This is a genomic window from Streptomyces sp. NBC_00597 (genome assembly GCF_041431095.1).
Taxonomy (GTDB): domain Bacteria; phylum Actinomycetota; class Actinomycetes; order Streptomycetales; family Streptomycetaceae; genus Streptomyces.
This window is the reverse complement of the sequence record NZ_CP107757.1, coordinates 6006404-6021905: the sequence shown is the minus strand read 5'-3', so window position 1 is coordinate 6021905 and position 15502 is coordinate 6006404. Positions and strand designations below refer to the sequence as shown.

General features: G+C 72.6%; 19 protein-coding genes. 9 read left to right on the top strand and 10 right to left on the bottom strand.

Annotated elements, in window-relative coordinates:
- Nucleotides 1-324: 324 nt before the first annotated feature.
- The 3 genes from OG974_RS27555 (at nucleotide 325) to OG974_RS27545 (ending at nucleotide 2149) form a co-directional block, all read left to right on the top strand.
- Complete coding sequence (locus OG974_RS27555; protein ID WP_371644757.1) at nucleotides 325-1287, top strand: zinc-binding dehydrogenase; 963 nt, start codon at nucleotides 325-327, stop codon at nucleotides 1285-1287.
- A gap of 92 nt (nucleotides 1288-1379) precedes the next feature.
- Entirely contained in the window at nucleotides 1380-1589 is a 210-nt protein-coding gene (locus tag OG974_RS27550; protein WP_008741547.1) for a helix-turn-helix domain-containing protein, read from the top strand.
- Entirely contained in the window at nucleotides 1589-2149 is a 561-nt protein-coding gene (locus OG974_RS27545) for a Clp protease N-terminal domain-containing protein (RefSeq protein WP_328763636.1), read from the top strand. The genes OG974_RS27550 and OG974_RS27545 overlap by 1 nt, the downstream gene beginning before the upstream one ends.
- An 8-nt stretch (nucleotides 2150-2157) precedes the next feature.
- On the opposite strand, the gene OG974_RS27540 is transcribed toward OG974_RS27545, so the two are convergent.
- From OG974_RS27540 to OG974_RS27530, 3 genes are all read right to left on the bottom strand, one after another.
- Nucleotides 2158-3078 (bottom strand): helix-turn-helix transcriptional regulator, encoded by a 921-nt coding sequence (locus tag OG974_RS27540; protein ID WP_328763634.1) that lies wholly within the window; start codon nucleotides 3076-3078, stop codon nucleotides 2158-2160.
- A gap of 1 nt (nucleotide 3079) precedes the next feature.
- Complete coding sequence (locus OG974_RS27535; RefSeq protein WP_327285362.1) at nucleotides 3080-3997, bottom strand: DUF4097 family beta strand repeat-containing protein; 918 nt, start codon at nucleotides 3995-3997, stop codon at nucleotides 3080-3082.
- 451 nt (nucleotides 3998-4448) lie between these two features.
- Entirely contained in the window at nucleotides 4449-5381 is a 933-nt protein-coding gene (locus tag OG974_RS27530; protein WP_327285361.1) for a LysR family transcriptional regulator, read from the bottom strand.
- Nucleotides 5382-5589: 208 nt separating this feature from the next.
- On the opposite strand from OG974_RS27530, the gene snpA reads away from it, so the two are divergent.
- Nucleotides 5590-6261 (top strand): snapalysin, encoded by a 672-nt coding sequence (gene snpA / locus OG974_RS27525; protein ID WP_371644754.1) that lies wholly within the window; start codon nucleotides 5590-5592, stop codon nucleotides 6259-6261.
- Nucleotides 6262-6273: 12 nt separating this feature from the next.
- On the opposite strand, the gene OG974_RS27520 is transcribed toward snpA, so the two are convergent.
- The 5 genes from OG974_RS27520 to OG974_RS27500 form a co-directional block, all read right to left on the bottom strand.
- Entirely contained in the window at nucleotides 6274-6507 is a 234-nt protein-coding gene (locus OG974_RS27520; protein WP_327285358.1) for a hypothetical protein, read from the bottom strand.
- Between the two features lie 38 nt (nucleotides 6508-6545).
- Nucleotides 6546-7130 carry a dihydrofolate reductase family protein gene (locus OG974_RS27515; protein ID WP_327285357.1) on the bottom strand — a complete coding sequence of 195 codons (585 nt, stop codon included), beginning with the start codon at nucleotides 7128-7130 and terminating at the stop codon, nucleotides 6546-6548.
- Between the two features lie 90 nt (nucleotides 7131-7220).
- Entirely contained in the window at nucleotides 7221-7835 is a 615-nt protein-coding gene (locus OG974_RS27510) for a GNAT family N-acetyltransferase (RefSeq protein ID WP_327285356.1), read from the bottom strand.
- 133 nt (nucleotides 7836-7968) lie between these two features.
- Nucleotides 7969-9045 carry a family 2 encapsulin nanocompartment cargo protein polyprenyl transferase gene (locus OG974_RS27505; RefSeq protein WP_327285355.1) on the bottom strand — a complete coding sequence of 359 codons (1077 nt, stop codon included), beginning with the start codon at nucleotides 9043-9045 and terminating at the stop codon, nucleotides 7969-7971.
- Between the two features lie 60 nt (nucleotides 9046-9105).
- Nucleotides 9106-10512, bottom strand: coding sequence for a family 2B encapsulin nanocompartment shell protein (locus OG974_RS27500; RefSeq protein ID WP_327285354.1), 1407 nt, complete (start codon nucleotides 10510-10512; stop codon nucleotides 9106-9108).
- 181 nt (nucleotides 10513-10693) lie between these two features.
- Here OG974_RS27500 and OG974_RS27495 point away from each other — a divergent pair, with 181 nt between their 5' ends.
- The 5 genes from OG974_RS27495 to OG974_RS27475 all read left to right on the top strand — a co-directional run bounded on the left by OG974_RS27495 (nucleotide 10694) and on the right by OG974_RS27475 (nucleotide 14642).
- Nucleotides 10694-11149 carry an Rrf2 family transcriptional regulator gene (locus tag OG974_RS27495; protein ID WP_328763630.1) on the top strand — a complete coding sequence of 152 codons (456 nt, stop codon included), beginning with the start codon at nucleotides 10694-10696 and terminating at the stop codon, nucleotides 11147-11149.
- Between the two features lie 85 nt (nucleotides 11150-11234).
- Nucleotides 11235-12431, top strand: a complete 1197-nt coding sequence (locus tag OG974_RS27490; protein ID WP_329314488.1) for a globin domain-containing protein — start codon at nucleotides 11235-11237, stop codon at nucleotides 12429-12431.
- A gap of 179 nt (nucleotides 12432-12610) precedes the next feature.
- The gene (locus OG974_RS27485; protein ID WP_328763627.1) at nucleotides 12611-13201 is read left to right on the top strand and encodes an N-acetylmuramoyl-L-alanine amidase; all 591 of its coding nucleotides are present in this window, start codon (nucleotides 12611-12613) and stop codon (nucleotides 13199-13201) included.
- Between the two features lie 44 nt (nucleotides 13202-13245).
- Nucleotides 13246-13737, top strand: coding sequence for a GNAT family N-acetyltransferase (locus tag OG974_RS27480; protein ID WP_328763625.1), 492 nt, complete (start codon nucleotides 13246-13248; stop codon nucleotides 13735-13737).
- Nucleotides 13734-14642 carry a pyridoxal-phosphate dependent enzyme gene (locus OG974_RS27475; protein WP_328763624.1) on the top strand — a complete coding sequence of 303 codons (909 nt, stop codon included), beginning with the start codon at nucleotides 13734-13736 and terminating at the stop codon, nucleotides 14640-14642. The genes OG974_RS27480 and OG974_RS27475 overlap by 4 nt, the downstream gene beginning before the upstream one ends.
- On the opposite strand, the gene OG974_RS27470 is transcribed toward OG974_RS27475, so the two are convergent.
- Both OG974_RS27470 and OG974_RS27465 read right to left on the bottom strand, forming a co-directional pair.
- A complete protein-coding gene (locus OG974_RS27470) occupies nucleotides 14626-15105 on the bottom strand; it encodes a hypothetical protein (RefSeq protein ID WP_371644750.1) in 480 nt (159 codons plus the stop codon). The genes OG974_RS27475 and OG974_RS27470 overlap by 17 nt on opposite strands.
- 8 nt (nucleotides 15106-15113) lie before the next feature.
- Complete coding sequence (locus OG974_RS27465) at nucleotides 15114-15485, bottom strand: hypothetical protein (protein WP_371644748.1); 372 nt, start codon at nucleotides 15483-15485, stop codon at nucleotides 15114-15116.
- Nucleotides 15486-15502 lie beyond the last annotated feature (17 nt).

The following is a 15502-nucleotide window of genomic DNA, read 5'->3' as shown; positions in this document are numbered from 1 at the left end:
TTCGTCAATGGGAATGCGGCCAACAAATGACAGGCACATGGCGAGCCGGACCGCATGGCCTGAATCCTACCGCCCTCCGCGGCTTGATCCTGACGTTCCGCTTCACCCTGCCGCACCACGCAAGACCCCACGTGGAACGCATGGTTGAGCGCGCAACGAATGGTTCCGCTCAGGCCGCGCCCGGCCCTCATGAGACGCACGGGAACCCCCACCCGGTTCCCGCCCACGGCCACCCGCCCGCGCAGGCCGCCGTGCGACGAAGGCCTCACCCACAGAGCCCCGGCAGGGCTGGCCCACCGGGCTACCGGGCGGTAGCGTCGCGGCATGTTCGCTGCCTACGCCGCCCGAATCGACCGTGACCAGCCGCTGAGCGGCCTCGTGCTGGGCGAGCGCCCGGCCCCCGAGGAGCGCCCCGGCTGGGTGACCGTGAACGTCAAGGCCGCCTCCCTCAACCACCACGACCTGTGGTCGCTGCGCGGGGTCGGCCTCGGCGAGGAGAAACTCCCGATGATCCTCGGCTGCGACGCCGCCGGCATCGACCAGGACGGCAACGAGGTCGTCCTGCACTCCGTGATCGGCCAGAGCGGCCACGGGGTCGGCCCCGACGAGCCCCGTTCGATCCTGACCGAGCGCTACCAGGGCACCTTCGCGGAACTGGTGACCGTCCCGGCCTGGAACGTCCTGCGCAAGCCCGCCGAGCTGTCGTTCGAGGAGGCCGCCTGCCTGCCGACGGCGTGGCTGACGGCGTACCGGATGCTCTTCACCAACGCGGGCGTACGGCCCGGCGACTCGGTGCTGGTCCAAGGCGCCGGCGGCGGTGTCGCCACCGCCGCGATCGTGCTCGGCAAAGCGGCGGGCCTGCGCGTCTTCGCCACCAGCCGGGACGAGGCCAAGCGCAAGCGGGCGGTGGAGCTGGGCGCGGTGGAGGCGTACGAGCCGGGCGCGCGACTGCCGCAGCGGGTGGACGCGGTGATCGAGACGGTCGGCGCGGCCACCTGGTCGCACTCGATCAAGTCCCTGCGCCCCGGCGGCACCCTGGTCATCTCGGGCGCAACGAGCGGGGACCGCCCCGCGCACGCCGAACTGACCCGGATCTTCTTCCTGGAGCTCAAGGTGGTCGGCTCGACGATGGGATCGAAGGACGAGCTGGAAGACCTGCTGGCCTTCTGCGCGGCGACCGGGGTGCGGCCGGTGATCGACGAGGTCCTGCCGCTGGACCGGGCGCGGGAGGGCTTCGCGAAGCTGGAGGCGGGCGACCTCTTCGGCAAGATCGTCCTGACGGTGTAGCGGAACGCCGGCACTCCTCCCCTCCCCGTCTGCCCCTCCTCATCTGTCAACGACGATTGACACGGGCTGCCCGTCAACCTAAATTGACAGACATGACGGAAGCAACCGATCTCGCCGAACGGGCCGGTGATCGCGACCCTCGCGTGGGCCTGCGTGCCGTGGCCGCCCTCCGCAGGCTGCTGGAGCAGCTGGAGGCCGTACAGGTGCGCAGTGCCCGCGCGCAGGGGTGGTCCTGGCAGGAGATCGCGGCAGAGCTGGGCGTGAGCCGGCAGGCCGTACACAAGAAGCACGGGAGGGTCTGATGTTCGAACGCTTCACGCGGGACGCCCGGGACGCCGTGACGGGAGCCGTGGCCGAGGCCCGGCGGACGGGGGCCGCCACGGTCACCGAGGAGCACCTGCTCCTCGCCCTGCTGGACCTGGGGGCGCTCGACCCGCTGGGCGTCGACCGCGCCGCGGTGGCGGCGGACCTCGCCGCGGCCCGCCGTCGCGGCGGGATGTCCCGGGCCGACGAGGAGGCCCTCGCGGACCTCGGCATCGACCTCACCGCGGTCCTCTCCCGGGTCGAGGAGACCCACGGCGAAGGCGCACTGACCGCCGCGGCCCCGCGCCGGCGGACGCTGGGTTCCTCGCTCCGCTCGGCACTGGGCCGCCCGGAGCCGGAAAGCCGCCACGTCCCGTTCACGCAGGGCGCGAAGAAGACCCTGGAGCAGTCGCTGCGCATCGCACTGGGTCGCCACGACCGCCACATCGCCACCCTGCACCTGCTGCTCGCCCTGCTCTCGCGTCCGGGTACGGCCGCCGAGGTCCTGGCGGACCACGGCGTCACGTACGCGGCGGCCGAGACGGGCCTGGCGGCCTGACTCGCGATCTATCGCGAGGGCCGGAGCGTCTCGGCCAGACGGCCCGCGGCCGCCGCGAGGTGGGCGCGGGCCTCGGCCAGCACGCCCGGGGTGACGCCGTGGTCGCGGGCCGCGTCGCGGACGTCGTCGCGGAAGCGGTCCAGCAGCCGGTCCAGGTCCCGGGCCGGGTCGCCGGTGGGTGTCAGGTCCTCGGCCCAGTGCGGGTCGGCGGCCGTGAAGGCCCCCGCACCGCTGCCGGCCGTACCGGTACTGGCCGGACCGGCGCCGGCCGTACCGGTCGGTGCACCGCCGAGCCAGCTGCCGGCCAGACTGCCCAGCATCCCGCCGGACTTCGCGAACTGCTCCTGGAGCTGGCCCGCGATCCGCACGACCTCCTCGCGCGCCCGCTCCTGCGCCTCCTTGGCCTGGCGGCGGGCCTGCTGGGCCTCCTCACGGGCCCGGCGGCTCTCGTCCTTCGCCCGGCGCGCCTGCTCCTTCCACTCCTGCTTGGCCTTGCGCAGCTCCTCCTTGGCCGCCGCCCAGGACGCGTCCTCGACCGGGGTCGCCGTCGCGGAGGCCGCGGCCCGCATCTCGCGCCTCAGGGCGCCCGCCGCGCCCCGTACGTCGTCGCGGATCTCCGCGGCCAGCTCGGAGACCGAGTCGCGGATCTCCAGTTCCAGGTCCGCGAGCTCACCGCCGCGGTCGGCCAGTTCGGCGCGGCCAGCCTCGGTGATGGAGTACACCTTGCGCCCGCCTTCGGTGGCGTGCGTGACCAGCCCCTCGGCCTCCAGCTTGGCCAGCCGCGGGTACACCGTGCCCGCGGAGGGCGCGTACAGGCCCTGGAAACGCTCTTCCAGCAGTCGGATCACCTCGTACCCGTGCCGCGGGGCCTCGTCCAGCAGCTTGAGCAGGTAGAGGCGGAGGCGGCCGTGGGCGAAGACGGGCGGCATGTCAGAGCACCTTCTTGTCGAGCACGAGGGGGGCGCCGGCCGGGGCGTCGGAGGCCGGGCGGCGCAGCAGGGCGATACCACCCGAGACGGTGGTGGCCCGCAGGGTTCCGGTGCCCGCGCCCAGGGTGCCGGTGATCCGCTTGGCGCCGAACTGGCCGGATACGCGCAGGTCGTCGAAGGCGTTGGAGACGCCGCCGCTGGCCGTGTTGGCCTCCACCCGCGCGTCGGCGGGGTGCGGAAGGCGGATCGCGACCTGCCCGGACACGGAGTTCAGCGAAATGTCCACCGGGTGCGGCGCGGCCGGGTCGAGGGCCAGGTCGATGAGCATGTCGCCGCTGACCGAGTCGGCCCGTACGCTGCCGCCGGCGCCGTCGACGACGGTCAGGCCGCCGGACACGGAGTGGAAGCCGAACTCGCCTGTGACGGACTGGGCCTCGACGCTGCCGGAGACGGTGTTCGCGCTGACCCTGCCGGAGAGGCCGACCAGCGTGACGTCGCCGGAGACCCCGTGGACGTCGGTGCCGCCGCCGATGCCGGAGACGACCGCGGCGGCGCTGACCGCCGCGAGCTGGGCGTGCGTGGCGGCGGGGACGGTGAGGGTGACGGTGGCCTTGCGCTCCCAGGCCTTGCGGCCCCGGCCGGAGCCGGACCAGGCCTTCCAGGGCTTGCCGTCGAACCACTGCTTGAAGCTCTGGGAGCCGTTCCAGGGAAGGTCCTCGTAGGACACGGTGAGGGTGCCGCCCTCCTGGACGACGTACAGCGGCGGCCCGTCGACCGCGGCGACCTCAAGCCGGGCCGGACCCTCGTCGGCGACGACGTTCACCGTGCCGCCGACGACACGGACGCGGAGCTCGGTCACCGGCTCGTCGAAGGTGAGCTTCTGCGGTTCGGCGACCGACCACGTCTTCTGCTCTGCCATGGATCCTCCTCAGGCACGCAACATATCGCGTCTTCTGGCTAACACGATATATCGCGGTCGCGCGAAGTCAAGACCGCTCCCGTCCCGGGTCCGCCTGGGCCGTCGCAGCCGGAGGGGTCCGGGGCGCGGCGTTGCTGGGGGGGCGACGACCACCTCCGCGTACCGGGCCGCCCGGGCACCCATCGCGCGGATCGGGTCCAGGAGAGCCGCGCCCGCCTCCGTCAGCGCGTAGTCCACCCGCAGCGGACGCACCGGAGGGCGTACGGCTCACCACCGAGCTCATCACCGGCACGGGCTGCACCCCGCTGCCCTGCGGCGGACTCTCCCGGGCGCCGCTCCTGGAGGCCACCGCCCTCTTCGCCGTCGGGGTCTGGTGGCGGGGCGGTGACGCGCGCTCCGCCTTCCCCTCCCCCGCACTGGCCCCGGGGAGCCACCGACGACTGGCGCGCGCCTAAGCCGCCAGCAGCGGGCTCTCGTTGTGGTGGAGCCAGGCGCGGTACGGCGGCGTCCTGAGCGCGGCTTCGCGGTACGCCGCCCGGAGGTCCTCGAAGGTCTCGGCATGCGCGCCCGGCCGGCTGGCCATGAGCAGCCGGACCGCCAGCGGGTCCCCGGACAGCGGCCGGATCGCCATGTCCTCGCGCGGCCCCGACGTCGGCTGGCAGGGGGCCACCGCCTCGCCGGAGATGATCAGTGAGGTCGCGGTGTGGTAGTCGGCGTGCAGCACGGGCGGGTCCACCCCGGCCCCCGCGAACACCCGCCGCAGGCCGTCCCATTCGCCGTCCACGGAGGGGTCGACCGTCCACCGGTCGGCCGCCAGGTCCTGTAACCGGACCACCGGACTGCGCGCCGCGGGATGGTCCCGGGACATCGACACGAACTGCGGCTCCCGCTCCATCAGGACCCGCAGCTCCAGCCCGGCGGGCACCCAAAGGGAGCTGCCCTCGACCTCGTGGACGAACGCCACGTCCAGCTGCCCCGAAGCCACCATCCGTAGCAGGGCGTTGGCGGACACGTCCACCACCAGCGAGGTCTCGGTGTCGGGCAGCCTGCGGTGGATCCTGCGCAGCCATCCCGGCAGGGCCCGGCTCGCGGTGGAACCGATGTTCAGCCGCGGCCCCCGGGCCAGCGCCCTCGCCTCGGCGACGAGCGCGGCCATCTGGTCGAGCAGCGGGCGGGCCCGGCCGAGGACGGTGCGGCCGAAGGGGGTGGGCCGGCAGCCGGTGCGCTCGCGCAGGAACAGTTCGCCGTCCAGGGCGCGTTCGATGCGACGCAGCTGCGTCGTGAGGGAGGGCTGGCTCACGCCGAGCTGCCGCGCGGCCTTGTGCAGACTGCCGGCGTCGGCAATGGCGCACAGTGCGCGCAGGTGCCTCACCTCAAGCTCCATGTCCCGAGGGTAGGCCGGTGCCAGTGGACCGCACCAGCCACTGATACCCCATCTAATCCCGCCATTCTCACGGAAGTTGACCTTCCGAAATCTTCCCGATAGGGCGGCGCTATCGGTGGCTGACATCATCCGCCGACCGCTCCGGCTCCCGCAGACTCCGGTACCGAACGACCCACCCCCCGCACCGGATGAGTAGGAGCTCCCCCACATGCGCCACTCCCGTATGTCCCGCAAGGCCATGCTGGCCGCCACCATCGGCCTCGGCTTCGTGGCCGCCCTCGGCGTCGTCCCCACCGCCAGCGCGGCCCCCGACTCCGCACCCGCCGGCAATGCCGCGAGCTACGCGGCGTACGAGCGCTCGCAGGAGAACCAGGCCGCGAACCGCGCCTTCTTCGAGGCCGTGCAGCGCTCGGTCGCCGAGCAGCGCGCCGCGAACCCGGGCGTCCTCGCGGTGACCGTCACGTACAACACGCGCAACGCGCCCAGCTTCCGCAGCCAGATATCCCGCTCCGCGCAGATATGGAACGGCTCGGTCTCGAACGTGAAGCTCCAGGAGGTGTCCTCCGGCGGGAACTTCTCGTACTACGAGGGCAACGACTCGCGCGGTTCCTACGCGAGCACGGACGGCCACGGCCGGGGCTACATCTTCCTCGACTACCAGCAGAACCAGCAGTACAACTCGACCCGGGTGACCGCGCACGAGACCGGCCACGTGCTGGGACTGCCGGACCACTACTCGGGCCCGTGCTCCGAGCTGATGTCGGGCGGAGGCCCCGGCACCTCGTGCACCAACGCCTACCCGAACGGCACGGAGCGCTCGCGCGTGGACCAGCTGTGGCGCAACGGGCTGGCCGCGTCGGGTCTGGGGACGAAGGGCTAGGAAGCCGAAGGGCTAGGGGATCTTTCCCACCTCGGGTACGTATTGCGCGCAGTCCGGGTTCCGACAGGGACCCGGCACCCACTCCGGAATGAAGATCCCCAGCGACTTGCGCCGCCGGATGACGGTTTCGACGGGGCGCCCGCAGACCGGGCACGCGAGCTGCTCGTGCGCGGTCTGCGGAGTCACCGCCTCGACATGCGGGTGCGTGTGGCGCCGGTCGTGCTGTTGGTGCTGTTCACCGGCCATACCTCCACGGTAGGCCGGTTTCGGCCGTTCGGCCGGTCTCAGCGCTTGACGGCGTACGAGCTCACGACCTGGCCGCCGCTGAAGCCGCGGACGCCGGTCAGCTCCAGGGGCCGCACCCCGAATCCGGCGCGGGACATCGGCATGCCGGTGCCGGCGAAGAACGGGTAGGTCTTGACGATGAACTCGTCGATCTCGTCGATCAGCTGGGTGGCGAGGTCGGCTCCGCCGCACAGCCAGATGTCGAGCCCGTCCCGGGCCTTCAGCTCCCGCACCCGGGCCACGAGGTCGCCGCTGATCAGCTGCACCTCCGGGTCCGGCGAGGCGGTCATCGAGCGCGAGACGACGTACTGATCGGCGAAGTGGCCGTAAGGGCTGGTCACGCCCTCCTTGAGGCCCGGCTCGTACGTGTTGCGGCCCATCAGGACCGTGTCGAAGCGCTTCGGCGGGGTGTCGGCGAGCCCGAGGTGCACGCGCCCCTGGGCGGCGATGGTCTCGGGGTACTCGGCCGCGAGGAACCCGACGAACTCGGGGTCCAAGGAGCTGTAGAAGAAATCGCCGTCGCCGTCCGGGGCTCCGATGAAGCCGTCGACGGTGGTGGCGATGAAGTACGTCAGCTTGCGCAAGCGAAATCTCTTTCGTCGGTCGGTGTCACCGCTCCGGGACACGTCGGCCAAAGTACTGTGCTTGCAGTGGTCACGCAAGGGTGTTCGCCGTCAGGACGCCGCCGACCCCTGCGGCTTGCGCCACATCGGCCACATCAGCGGCCCCTCCGGCAGCCGCACCGGCTCGCCGGTGAACTCCCAGCCGAGTCGCTCGTACAGCCCCTTGCTGCGCTCGCTGCTCGCTTCCAGGTACGCCGCCACGCCCTCGCGGTCGCAGCGCTCCAGCACCGGCCGCATCAGCTCGGTCCCGAGCCCCTCGCCCTGCCGGCCCGGGGCGACCGCGATCATCAGCAGGTACTCGTGCTCCTCGGAGGTCGGATGCACCGCCCCCGTCAGCCGGCCGACCAACTCACACCGCTCGTTGTCGGGGTCGGCGACCGCCCGCATCTTCGCCGGGACGTCGTCCTCGACGGCTTCCCCCTCCGGCTCCCCCTCCGGCACCCGCATCCACAGGGCGGCCGCCGAACCGTCCACCGCGTAGTCGATCCGCCCCTCGGCCAGTGCCACGTCCACGAAGACGCCCAGGAACCGGCCGTGCACCGCGGCCCGGTGCTCCGGGTCCGGGAAGACCCAGCTGCTCACCGGGTCGGTGCGGAAGGCCTCGTCGAGCAGGCGCGCCACCGCGTCCCGGTCCGACTGATCCGCCTGACGTATCTCCAGCGCCACTGGTCACACCCTTCGCTCGCGTTTCAACTACCGCCAGCGATCCTAGAGTTGACCCCGAACAGCGGAAAGCCCCGTTCCGGCACCATGCAGTGCCGGAACGGGACTTGCGCACGCCCTTCTGCGCGCTACGGGCTCACCGGGTGCGCCGCGTGACGAACTCCGCCAGCGCCAGCAGCCCGCCCGCCGCCGCGAGGTCCGGTACGGCCCGGGACAGCAGCTGCACCGCCCGGCCCATCCGGTCCGCGGCATGGGCCTGCGCCCAGTCGCGCCCGCCGGCCCGGTCCACGGCCGCGGCGGCCTTGTGCACCTCGTCCTCCGTCATGGGCCCCGCGTACAGGGCCGCGAGCTCCTCGCCGGCCGCGGTGCCCGAGGTGAGGGCGGCCACGACCGGGAGGGACTTCTTGCGGGCGATCAGATCGGCCCCGGCGGGCTTGCCGGTGTGGCCCGGATCCCCCCAGATGCCGATCAGGTCGTCGATCAGCTGGAAGGCCAGCCCGGCCTCCCGCCCGAAGGCGTCCATCGTGTCGACCTCGTCCGGCCCGGCGCCCGCGTACAGCGCACCGAGCGCGCAGGCGCAGCCCAGCAGGGCCCCGGTCTTGGCCGTCGCCATGGTCAGGCACTCGTCGAGCGAGACGTACGGCCGCTGCTCGAAGGCGCAATCGGCCTGCTGGCCGGCGCACAGCTCGATGATGCAGGCCGAGAGCCGCGCCGAGGCCTCCGCGGAGGCCGGATGCGGATCCTGCGCGAGCAGCCGCAGCGCGAGCGCCATCATCGCGTCACCGGTGATGATCGCGTCCGGTACCCCGAAGACGGTCCAGGCCGTGGGCCTGCCCCGCCGCTTGGTGTCCTTGTCGATGATGTCGTCGTGCAGCAGCGTGAAGTTGTGCGCCAGCTCCACGGCCGCCGCCGCCCGCACGGCGCTTTCGGCGGCCTTGCCGTCCTCGTCGTCGCCCCGGATGCCGCTCAGGGCCCGGGCGGCGGCCAGCACGAGCGCGGGCCGGATGGCCTTGCCCGCGTTGCCGTCGTAGCCCGCGGTCGGGGTGCCGTCCGCCTGCTCCCAGCCGAAGTGGTACATCGCCACGCGTCGCATCGAACCCGGCAGGCTCTCGACCGTGCGGCGCAGTTCCGGGTTGACCGTTTCTCTTGTCCGCTCCAGCAGGGCCGCGGCCTCCTGCCCCTCGCCGGTCGTGATCGCCTCAGTGGTGCCCATGGCGTGTCCCCGATCCCCGATCCCCGAAATCCCGATCCCCGGTGGTGCCCGGCCGGCCGCTCAGCTCCAGCGGGCGATCTCGACGTTCTCCAGGATGCCGAGCGCGTCCGGCACCAGTACCGCGGCGGAGAAGTAGGCGGTGACCAGGTACGAGGTGATCGCCTGCTCGCTGATGCCCATGAAGCGCGCCGACATGCTCGGCTCGATCTCGTCGGGGAGGCCGGGCTGGTGGAGGCCGATGACGCCGGAGTCGTCCTCGCCGGTGCGCATGCAGAGGATGGACGTCGTCCGCGCGTCGCTGATCGGGATCTTGTTGCACGGGAAGATCGGCACTCCCCGCCAGGACGCCACCCGGGTGCCGGCGACGTCGATCGTCTCCGGGTACAACCCGCGCTTGTTGCACTCGCGGCCGAAGGCGGCGATGGCGGCGGGGTGGGCGAGGAACATGTCGGAACCGCGGCGCATGCTGAGCAGCTGGTCCATGTCGTCGGGGCCGGGCCCGCCGTCGTGCGGCTGGATGCGCTGGTCGTAGTCGGCGTTGTGGAGCAGGCCGAACTCGCGGTTGTTGAGCATCTCGTGCTCCTGGCGCTCGCGCAGCGCCTCGACCGTGAGCCGCAACTGCTGCTCGGTCTGGTTCATCGGCTGGTTGTAGAGGTCGGCGACGCGCGTGTGCACCCGCAGGACCGTTTGTGCAATCGAGAGCTCGTACTCGCGCGGTTTGGCCTCGTAGTCCACGAAGGTGCCGGGGAGGACGGCTTCGCCCTGGTGGCCGGCGGAGAGGTCGATCGCGGCCTCTCCGTAGTCGTTGGTGCGCTGGGCGGGCAGCGAGCGCTGGGTCTGCACGTGCTCGCGCAGCGAGTCGACCCGGTCGGCGAGCAGCCGGAAGTCCTGGCGGGTCAGGACGAGCACGGTGCCGGAGGTGGCGGCGCGGGCGGTGTACTCCCAGATGGCCTCCTCGTCGGCGAGGGAGTGCTCGCCGAAGTAGGCGCCGTCGGCGACGGTCCGCAGGACGGCGTCCTCGCCGTAGGGGCCGGGGCCGATCTGGTCGATGCGCCCGTGCGCGAGCAGGAACACGCTGTCGGAGGGGCTGCCGAAGGAGGTCAGTTCCTGACCGGCCTCGAAGTCGACCTGCCGGCACCGCTGGGCGAGCTCGGCGAGCACGTCCAGGTCCTCGTAGGTGCGCAGCAGCGGGAGTTCGCCGAGCTCGGCCGGGATGACCTGGACCTGGGTCCCGGTCTTGATGAACTCCACGCGTCCGTCGCCGACGGAGTAGCTCAGTCGCCGGTTCACCCGGTACGTGCCGCCCTGCACGGACACCCACGGGAGCATCTTCAGGAGCCACCGGGAGGTGATCTCCTGCATCTGCGGCGCCGACTTGGTCGTGGTTGCCAAGTTCCGCGCGGCCGCTGTCGCAAGACTCCGCTGTGGTGTCCCGACCTCAGATTCGGAACCTGCCTGGACCGACATGTGCATCCCTTTCGATCACTCCATGGATCTGCGGGATGCAGCCTTCCAGTACGGAACGTGGTGGGACCATTACACAAAAGGGTGGGACTACTCCGTTCGGGGGTGGGCACCCTTTGTGGTTCACCTCTTCTTGCGTGGAACTTAAGTTGCATCGCAGATGCGAGTTTTCTAGAGTGAGGCCATGCGGCTGACCCGATTCACCGACCTGGCGTTGCGCGTCCTGATGCGCCTCGCCGTCGAGGACGCGGACCTCCCGACCACGCGGGACGTGGCGGCGACCATGGAGGTCCCGTACACGCACACCGCGAAGGTCGTCGCCAAGCTGCAGCACCTCGGCCTGGTCGAGGCGCGGCGCGGGCGCGGCGGCGGGCTCGCCCTGACCGCCGCCGGGCGGGCCGCCTCGGTGGGCGGGGTCGTCCGCGAACTGGAGGGTGCGGGCGACGTCGTGGACTGCGACGGCAGCACGCCCTGCCCGCTGCGCGGCGCCTGCGTCTTGCGGGGCGCGCTGCGCCGGGCCCAGGAGGCCTTCTTCGCCGCATTGGACCCGCTGACGGTGGACGACCTCGTCGCGGCGCCCACCGGCCCGGTACTGCTGGGCCTGTCGAGCGGGCCGCCGGGGCGGACCGGGACCGCCTGAACCCGGGGGCGCCCACGCACCCCGCTTCGAACGGGTGCACCCACATCCAAAAATACGCATCTCACATACCAATTAGGAGCACCGGATGCTGTCCGAGAAGTCGACCGAGACCGTACGAGCCACCCTGCCCGCCGTCGGCGCGGCCATCGGCGACATCGCGGACCTCTTCTACACGAAGCTGTTCGCCGCCCACCCCGAGCTGCTCCGCGACCTGTTCAACCGCGGCAACCAGAAGGCCGGTCTCCAGAAGCAGGCCCTCGCCGGCTCCATCGCGGCCTTCGCCACCCACCTCGTGGCCCACCCGGACACCCGCCCGGACGTGATGCTGCACCGCATCGCGCACAAGCACGCCTCCCTCGGCGTCACCCGCGAGCAGTACCCGGTCGTCCACCACCACCTCTTCTCGGCGATCGTCGACGTCCTCGGCGAAGCCGTCACCCCCGAGGTGGCCGAGGCCTGGGACGAGGTCTACTGGCTGATGGCCAACGCCCTGATCGCCATCGAGGAGCGGCTCTACGCCGAGCAGCAGGTCCTCGCCGGGGATGTCTGGCGCACCTGGACGGTCGCCGGCCGCATCGAGGAGACCGCGGACTGCACCACCTTCCACCTGGCTCCGGCGGACGGCGCCCCCGCCCCCTCCTTCAAGCCCGGCCAGTACGTCTCCGTCCAGGTGGAACTGCCCGACGGCGCCCGCCAGATACGCCAGTACAGCCTCTCCCGCGGCCCCGGCTCCGCCGTGCACGCGATCACCGTTAAGCGGGTCCACGGCCCGGCCGCCGCGGGCCCGGACGGCGAGGTCTCGAACCACCTGCACGCCCGGATCGCGACCGGCGACACGCTGCGGGTCTCGGCCCCGTACGGCGACCTCGTGCTGAGGGACTCCGCCGCGCCGGTCCTGCTCGCCTCGGCCGGGATCGGCTGCACCCCGATGCTGTCGATGCTGGAACACCTGGCCGAGACCGGGCACGCCGCCCGGGTGACCGTCCTGCACGCCGACCGCTCCCCCGCCGACCACGCGCTGCGGGACGACCACCGGGCGCTGACGCACAAGCTGGCCGACGCCTCGGCCCACTTCTGGTACGAGGCCGACGCCGAGCCCGGCGACGGCGAGGGCCTCCTCGACCTGGCGGACGTCCAGGTGGACCCGGGCACCACGGCCTACCTGTGCGGGCCGCTCCCCTTCATGCGGACCGTGCGCGCGCAGCTGCTCGCCAAGGGCGTGCCCGCATCGGACATCCACTACGAGGTGTTCGGCCCGGACCTGTGGCTGGCCTCCGCGTAACCACAGCGACTGGCGCAACTGCCTCAACTGCCGTGACGAGTGGGCCGGTCGGGACGAGTGTCCGGATCGGCTCGCTCACTGTACGAACGCACTAGCCCGGAAGGACCGCCTCCATTACACCGGAGAGCAACGAGGTGGACACGAAAGGTGACCACCGTGCACCCGGAGAGGAGGCGGCCATGTCCGCACCCATGTCCGCGGACCGCTTCATCGGAGCACTGCGGAACGAGGGTCTGACCGTCGTCGAGGTCGGCGCCTGGCGCACCCACAACCGCAACCACAAGGGCCCGTGGGGCCCGGTGAACGGGGTGATGATCCACCACACCGTCACGCACGGCACCGCGTTCACCGTCGCGCTCTGCCGCGACGGCGACGAGGACCTGCCCGGCCCGCTGTGCCACGGCGTGATCACCAAGGACGGCCGGGTCCACCTGGTCGGCTACGGCCGCGCCAACCACGCCGGGGCGGGCGATTCCGACGTCCTGGCGGCAGTGATCGCCGAGAAGCGGCTCCCGCCGGACCGTCGGGCGAACACCGACGGCAACCGGCACTTCTACGGCTTCGAGTGCGAGAACCTCGGCGACGGCGACGACCCCTGGCCGGAGGTCCAGCTCGACGCCATGGTCCGCGCCGCGGCAGCCCTGTGCCGCGTCCACGGCTGGACCGAGCGCTCGGTGATCGGCCACCGCGAATGGCAGCCCGGCAAGATCGACCCGAAGGGCTTCACGATGGACGCGTTCCGGGCCCGGGTCGGTGAACGCCTCAACTGACGAATGCGGTTGACACCCCGTGATCGACCCGCTTCCCTGACCCGATGGCTGATCTTCGCATCGAACGGGTGGCCGGCGAAGCCTCCCTCCAGGACTGGCGGCACGTCCACAACGTGATCATTCCCCCGGACGCCCTGAGCCTTCGAGAAGTGCGCGAGCGCGCCGGGCGCCACCTCCTGGACGTCGCCTACCTCGGCGACGTGCTCGTCGGCTGCATGACCGTGCGCCGGCCCACGGCCGACGCCCCGTCGGTGGCCACCGTGATCGCCCGGATCCTGCCCGCGCACCGCGGGCAGGGCTTCGGCACCGCCCTCTACGCCCACGGCCTCGACCAAGCACGCGCACTCGTCCCCGCCCCCGACACGATCGAGACGATCGTCCTGGGCTCCAACGAGGACGGCCTGCGCTTCGCCCGCTCCCACGGCTTCGAGGAATCGGAGCGCTACGTCCTCCCGGGTGCGACGGTCCCGTACGTCCACCTCCGCGTGCCCTGCGCCGCCGCCCGGAACACCGAGGACGCCACAATGGACGGGTGAACCGTCCCGCGAACCCCGACGCGCTCTTGCAGCCGCGCCCGCCCTCGCCGCTGCTCGAAGTGCGGGACGAGCGGTTCGAGCGGTACGGGGTGCGGCTGCTGCTGAAGCGGGACGACCTCGTCCATCCCGAGCTGCCCGGCAACAAGTGGCGCAAGCTCGCGCCGAACCTGCGGGCCGCCGTCACCGGGGGCTTCCCCGGCGTGGCGACCTTCGGCGGGGCGTACTCGAACCACCTGCGGGCCACCGCCGCGGCCGGGCGGCTGCTGGGGATCCCCGCCGTCGGGATCGTCCGCGGTGACGAGCTCGCCGGCCGGCCCCTCAACGACTCCCTGGCCCGGTGCGCGGCGGACGGCATGCGGCTGCACTTCGTCACGCGCTCGGAGTACCGCCGCAAGGCCGAACCCGAGGTGCTGGCCCGGCTGCTGGCGCAGGCCGGCGCGGCCGCCTCGTACGTCGTCCCCGAGGGCGGCAGCAACGCCCTCGCCCTGCACGGGTGCGCGGAGCTCGGGCGCGAGCTGCGGGGCACGTCCGACGTCGTCGCGGTGGCCTGCGGCACGGGCGGCACCCTGGCGGGACTCGCGGCCGGACTGGCCCCGGGCCAGCGGGCGCTGGGCGTTCCCGTCCTGGCGGGCGGGTTCCTCGGGGCGGAGATACGTTCCCTCCAGCAGGCGGCCTTCGGCGGCCCGGCCGGGGACTGGAGCCTGGCCGAGGGCTTCCACCACGGCGGCTACGCCCGCGTCCCCGCCCTGCTGGACGCGTTCGCCGCCGACTTCGAGGAGCGGCACGGGTTCCCGGTCGAGCGGATCTACGTGGCCAAGCTGCTCTGGGCCCTGGCCGCCCTCACGGAGTCGGGCGCCTTCCCCGCGGGCACCACCCTGACGGCCGTCGTCACCGGCCGCCCGTGACCCGCCCGGCGCGGGTGGCGTGCCAGTACCAGCGGGCGGCCGCGAGGAGCGCCAGACCGTAGCCCGCGAAGGCGGCGTTCCCGATCCACCCCACCAGCAGGCCGTCGCCCGCGGACGGGAGGTCCCCTGGCGGAGGGGGCTGCCACGCCCAGCCGGACCAGCGCCAGGTAACCGAGCCCCAGCAGGCCGTACGGGACCAGCCCGCGCCGATCAGCGCCGGGGTCAGCGGCAGCCAGCGCGGCAGGCGCAGGCCCCACGGGCGGATCGGGCAGAACAGCAGCAGGATCCCGATCAGCGCCATCAGCACCGTGCCGTCCAGGCCCCACCGCTCCAGCGTCATCCACAGCCCGGACGCGCCGTTGCGCTCGTACGCGGCGAGCGTCTCGGCCCCGGTGATGCCGCCGAAGGTGCCGCCCAGGGCCCAGGTGAGCTTCATCGCCGCGTACGGCACGAAGCTCAGCACCCCCCCACCTACGCGATCCAGCGGCCCGGCCGTCCCGGCGCAGCAGCGTCCCGGCCGCGGCCCCGGCCCGCCGCGGCGCCCGACAGTACCGCGCCCGCCAACCCCAGGGCGTGCAGGGCGGCGCCCGTCCAACTGTCCGGCGGCTGCCCGAACAGCAGCGCGATCACGTCCATCAGCAGCAGGCACCCCGAGGCGGCGGACAGCGCGCACGCCGCCCACGACAGCGACCGCAGCCGAGCCGTCCGAGCCGCGACGGCCACCGCGGCCACGGCCGCCGCTGCGGTCAGGGGCCACGCCGCGAGCGGCGGCCCCCACCCCGACACGTCGGCCGCGAGCCCCGCGGGACCCGCAACGGCGGCCCACCGACTTCTCGATGTCATGCCCCGAGCCTCGCGGC

What these genes read in the sequence shown, in the direction of transcription:
- OG974_RS27555 (WP_371644757.1), top strand. Translation starts at nt 325, where the DNA reads ATGTTCGCTGCCTACGCCGCCCGAATCGACCGTGACCAGCCGCTGAGC.
- OG974_RS27550 (WP_008741547.1), top strand. Translation starts at nt 1,380, where the DNA reads ATGACGGAAGCAACCGATCTCGCCGAACGGGCCGGTGATCGCGACCCT.
- OG974_RS27545 (WP_328763636.1), top strand. Translation starts at nt 1,589, where the DNA reads ATGTTCGAACGCTTCACGCGGGACGCCCGGGACGCCGTGACGGGAGCC.
- OG974_RS27540 (WP_328763634.1), bottom strand. Translation starts at nt 3,078, where the DNA reads ATGCCGCCCGTCTTCGCCCACGGCCGCCTCCGCCTCTACCTGCTCAAG.
- OG974_RS27535 (WP_327285362.1), bottom strand. Translation starts at nt 3,997, where the DNA reads ATGGCAGAGCAGAAGACGTGGTCGGTCGCCGAACCGCAGAAGCTCACC.
- OG974_RS27530 (WP_327285361.1), bottom strand. Translation starts at nt 5,381, where the DNA reads ATGGAGCTTGAGGTGAGGCACCTGCGCGCACTGTGCGCCATTGCCGAC.
- snpA (WP_371644754.1), top strand. Translation starts at nt 5,590, where the DNA reads ATGCGCCACTCCCGTATGTCCCGCAAGGCCATGCTGGCCGCCACCATC.
- OG974_RS27520 (WP_327285358.1), bottom strand. Translation starts at nt 6,507, where the DNA reads ATGGCCGGTGAACAGCACCAACAGCACGACCGGCGCCACACGCACCCG.
- OG974_RS27505 (WP_327285355.1), bottom strand. Translation starts at nt 9,045, where the DNA reads ATGGGCACCACTGAGGCGATCACGACCGGCGAGGGGCAGGAGGCCGCG.
- OG974_RS27500 (WP_327285354.1), bottom strand. Translation starts at nt 10,512, where the DNA reads ATGTCGGTCCAGGCAGGTTCCGAATCTGAGGTCGGGACACCACAGCGG.
- OG974_RS27495 (WP_328763630.1), top strand. Translation starts at nt 10,694, where the DNA reads ATGCGGCTGACCCGATTCACCGACCTGGCGTTGCGCGTCCTGATGCGC.
- OG974_RS27490 (WP_329314488.1), top strand. Translation starts at nt 11,235, where the DNA reads ATGCTGTCCGAGAAGTCGACCGAGACCGTACGAGCCACCCTGCCCGCC.
- OG974_RS27485 (WP_328763627.1), top strand. Translation starts at nt 12,611, where the DNA reads ATGTCCGCACCCATGTCCGCGGACCGCTTCATCGGAGCACTGCGGAAC.
- OG974_RS27480 (WP_328763625.1), top strand. Translation starts at nt 13,246, where the DNA reads ATGGCTGATCTTCGCATCGAACGGGTGGCCGGCGAAGCCTCCCTCCAG.
- OG974_RS27465 (WP_371644748.1), bottom strand. Translation starts at nt 15,485, where the DNA reads ATGACATCGAGAAGTCGGTGGGCCGCCGTTGCGGGTCCCGCGGGGCTC.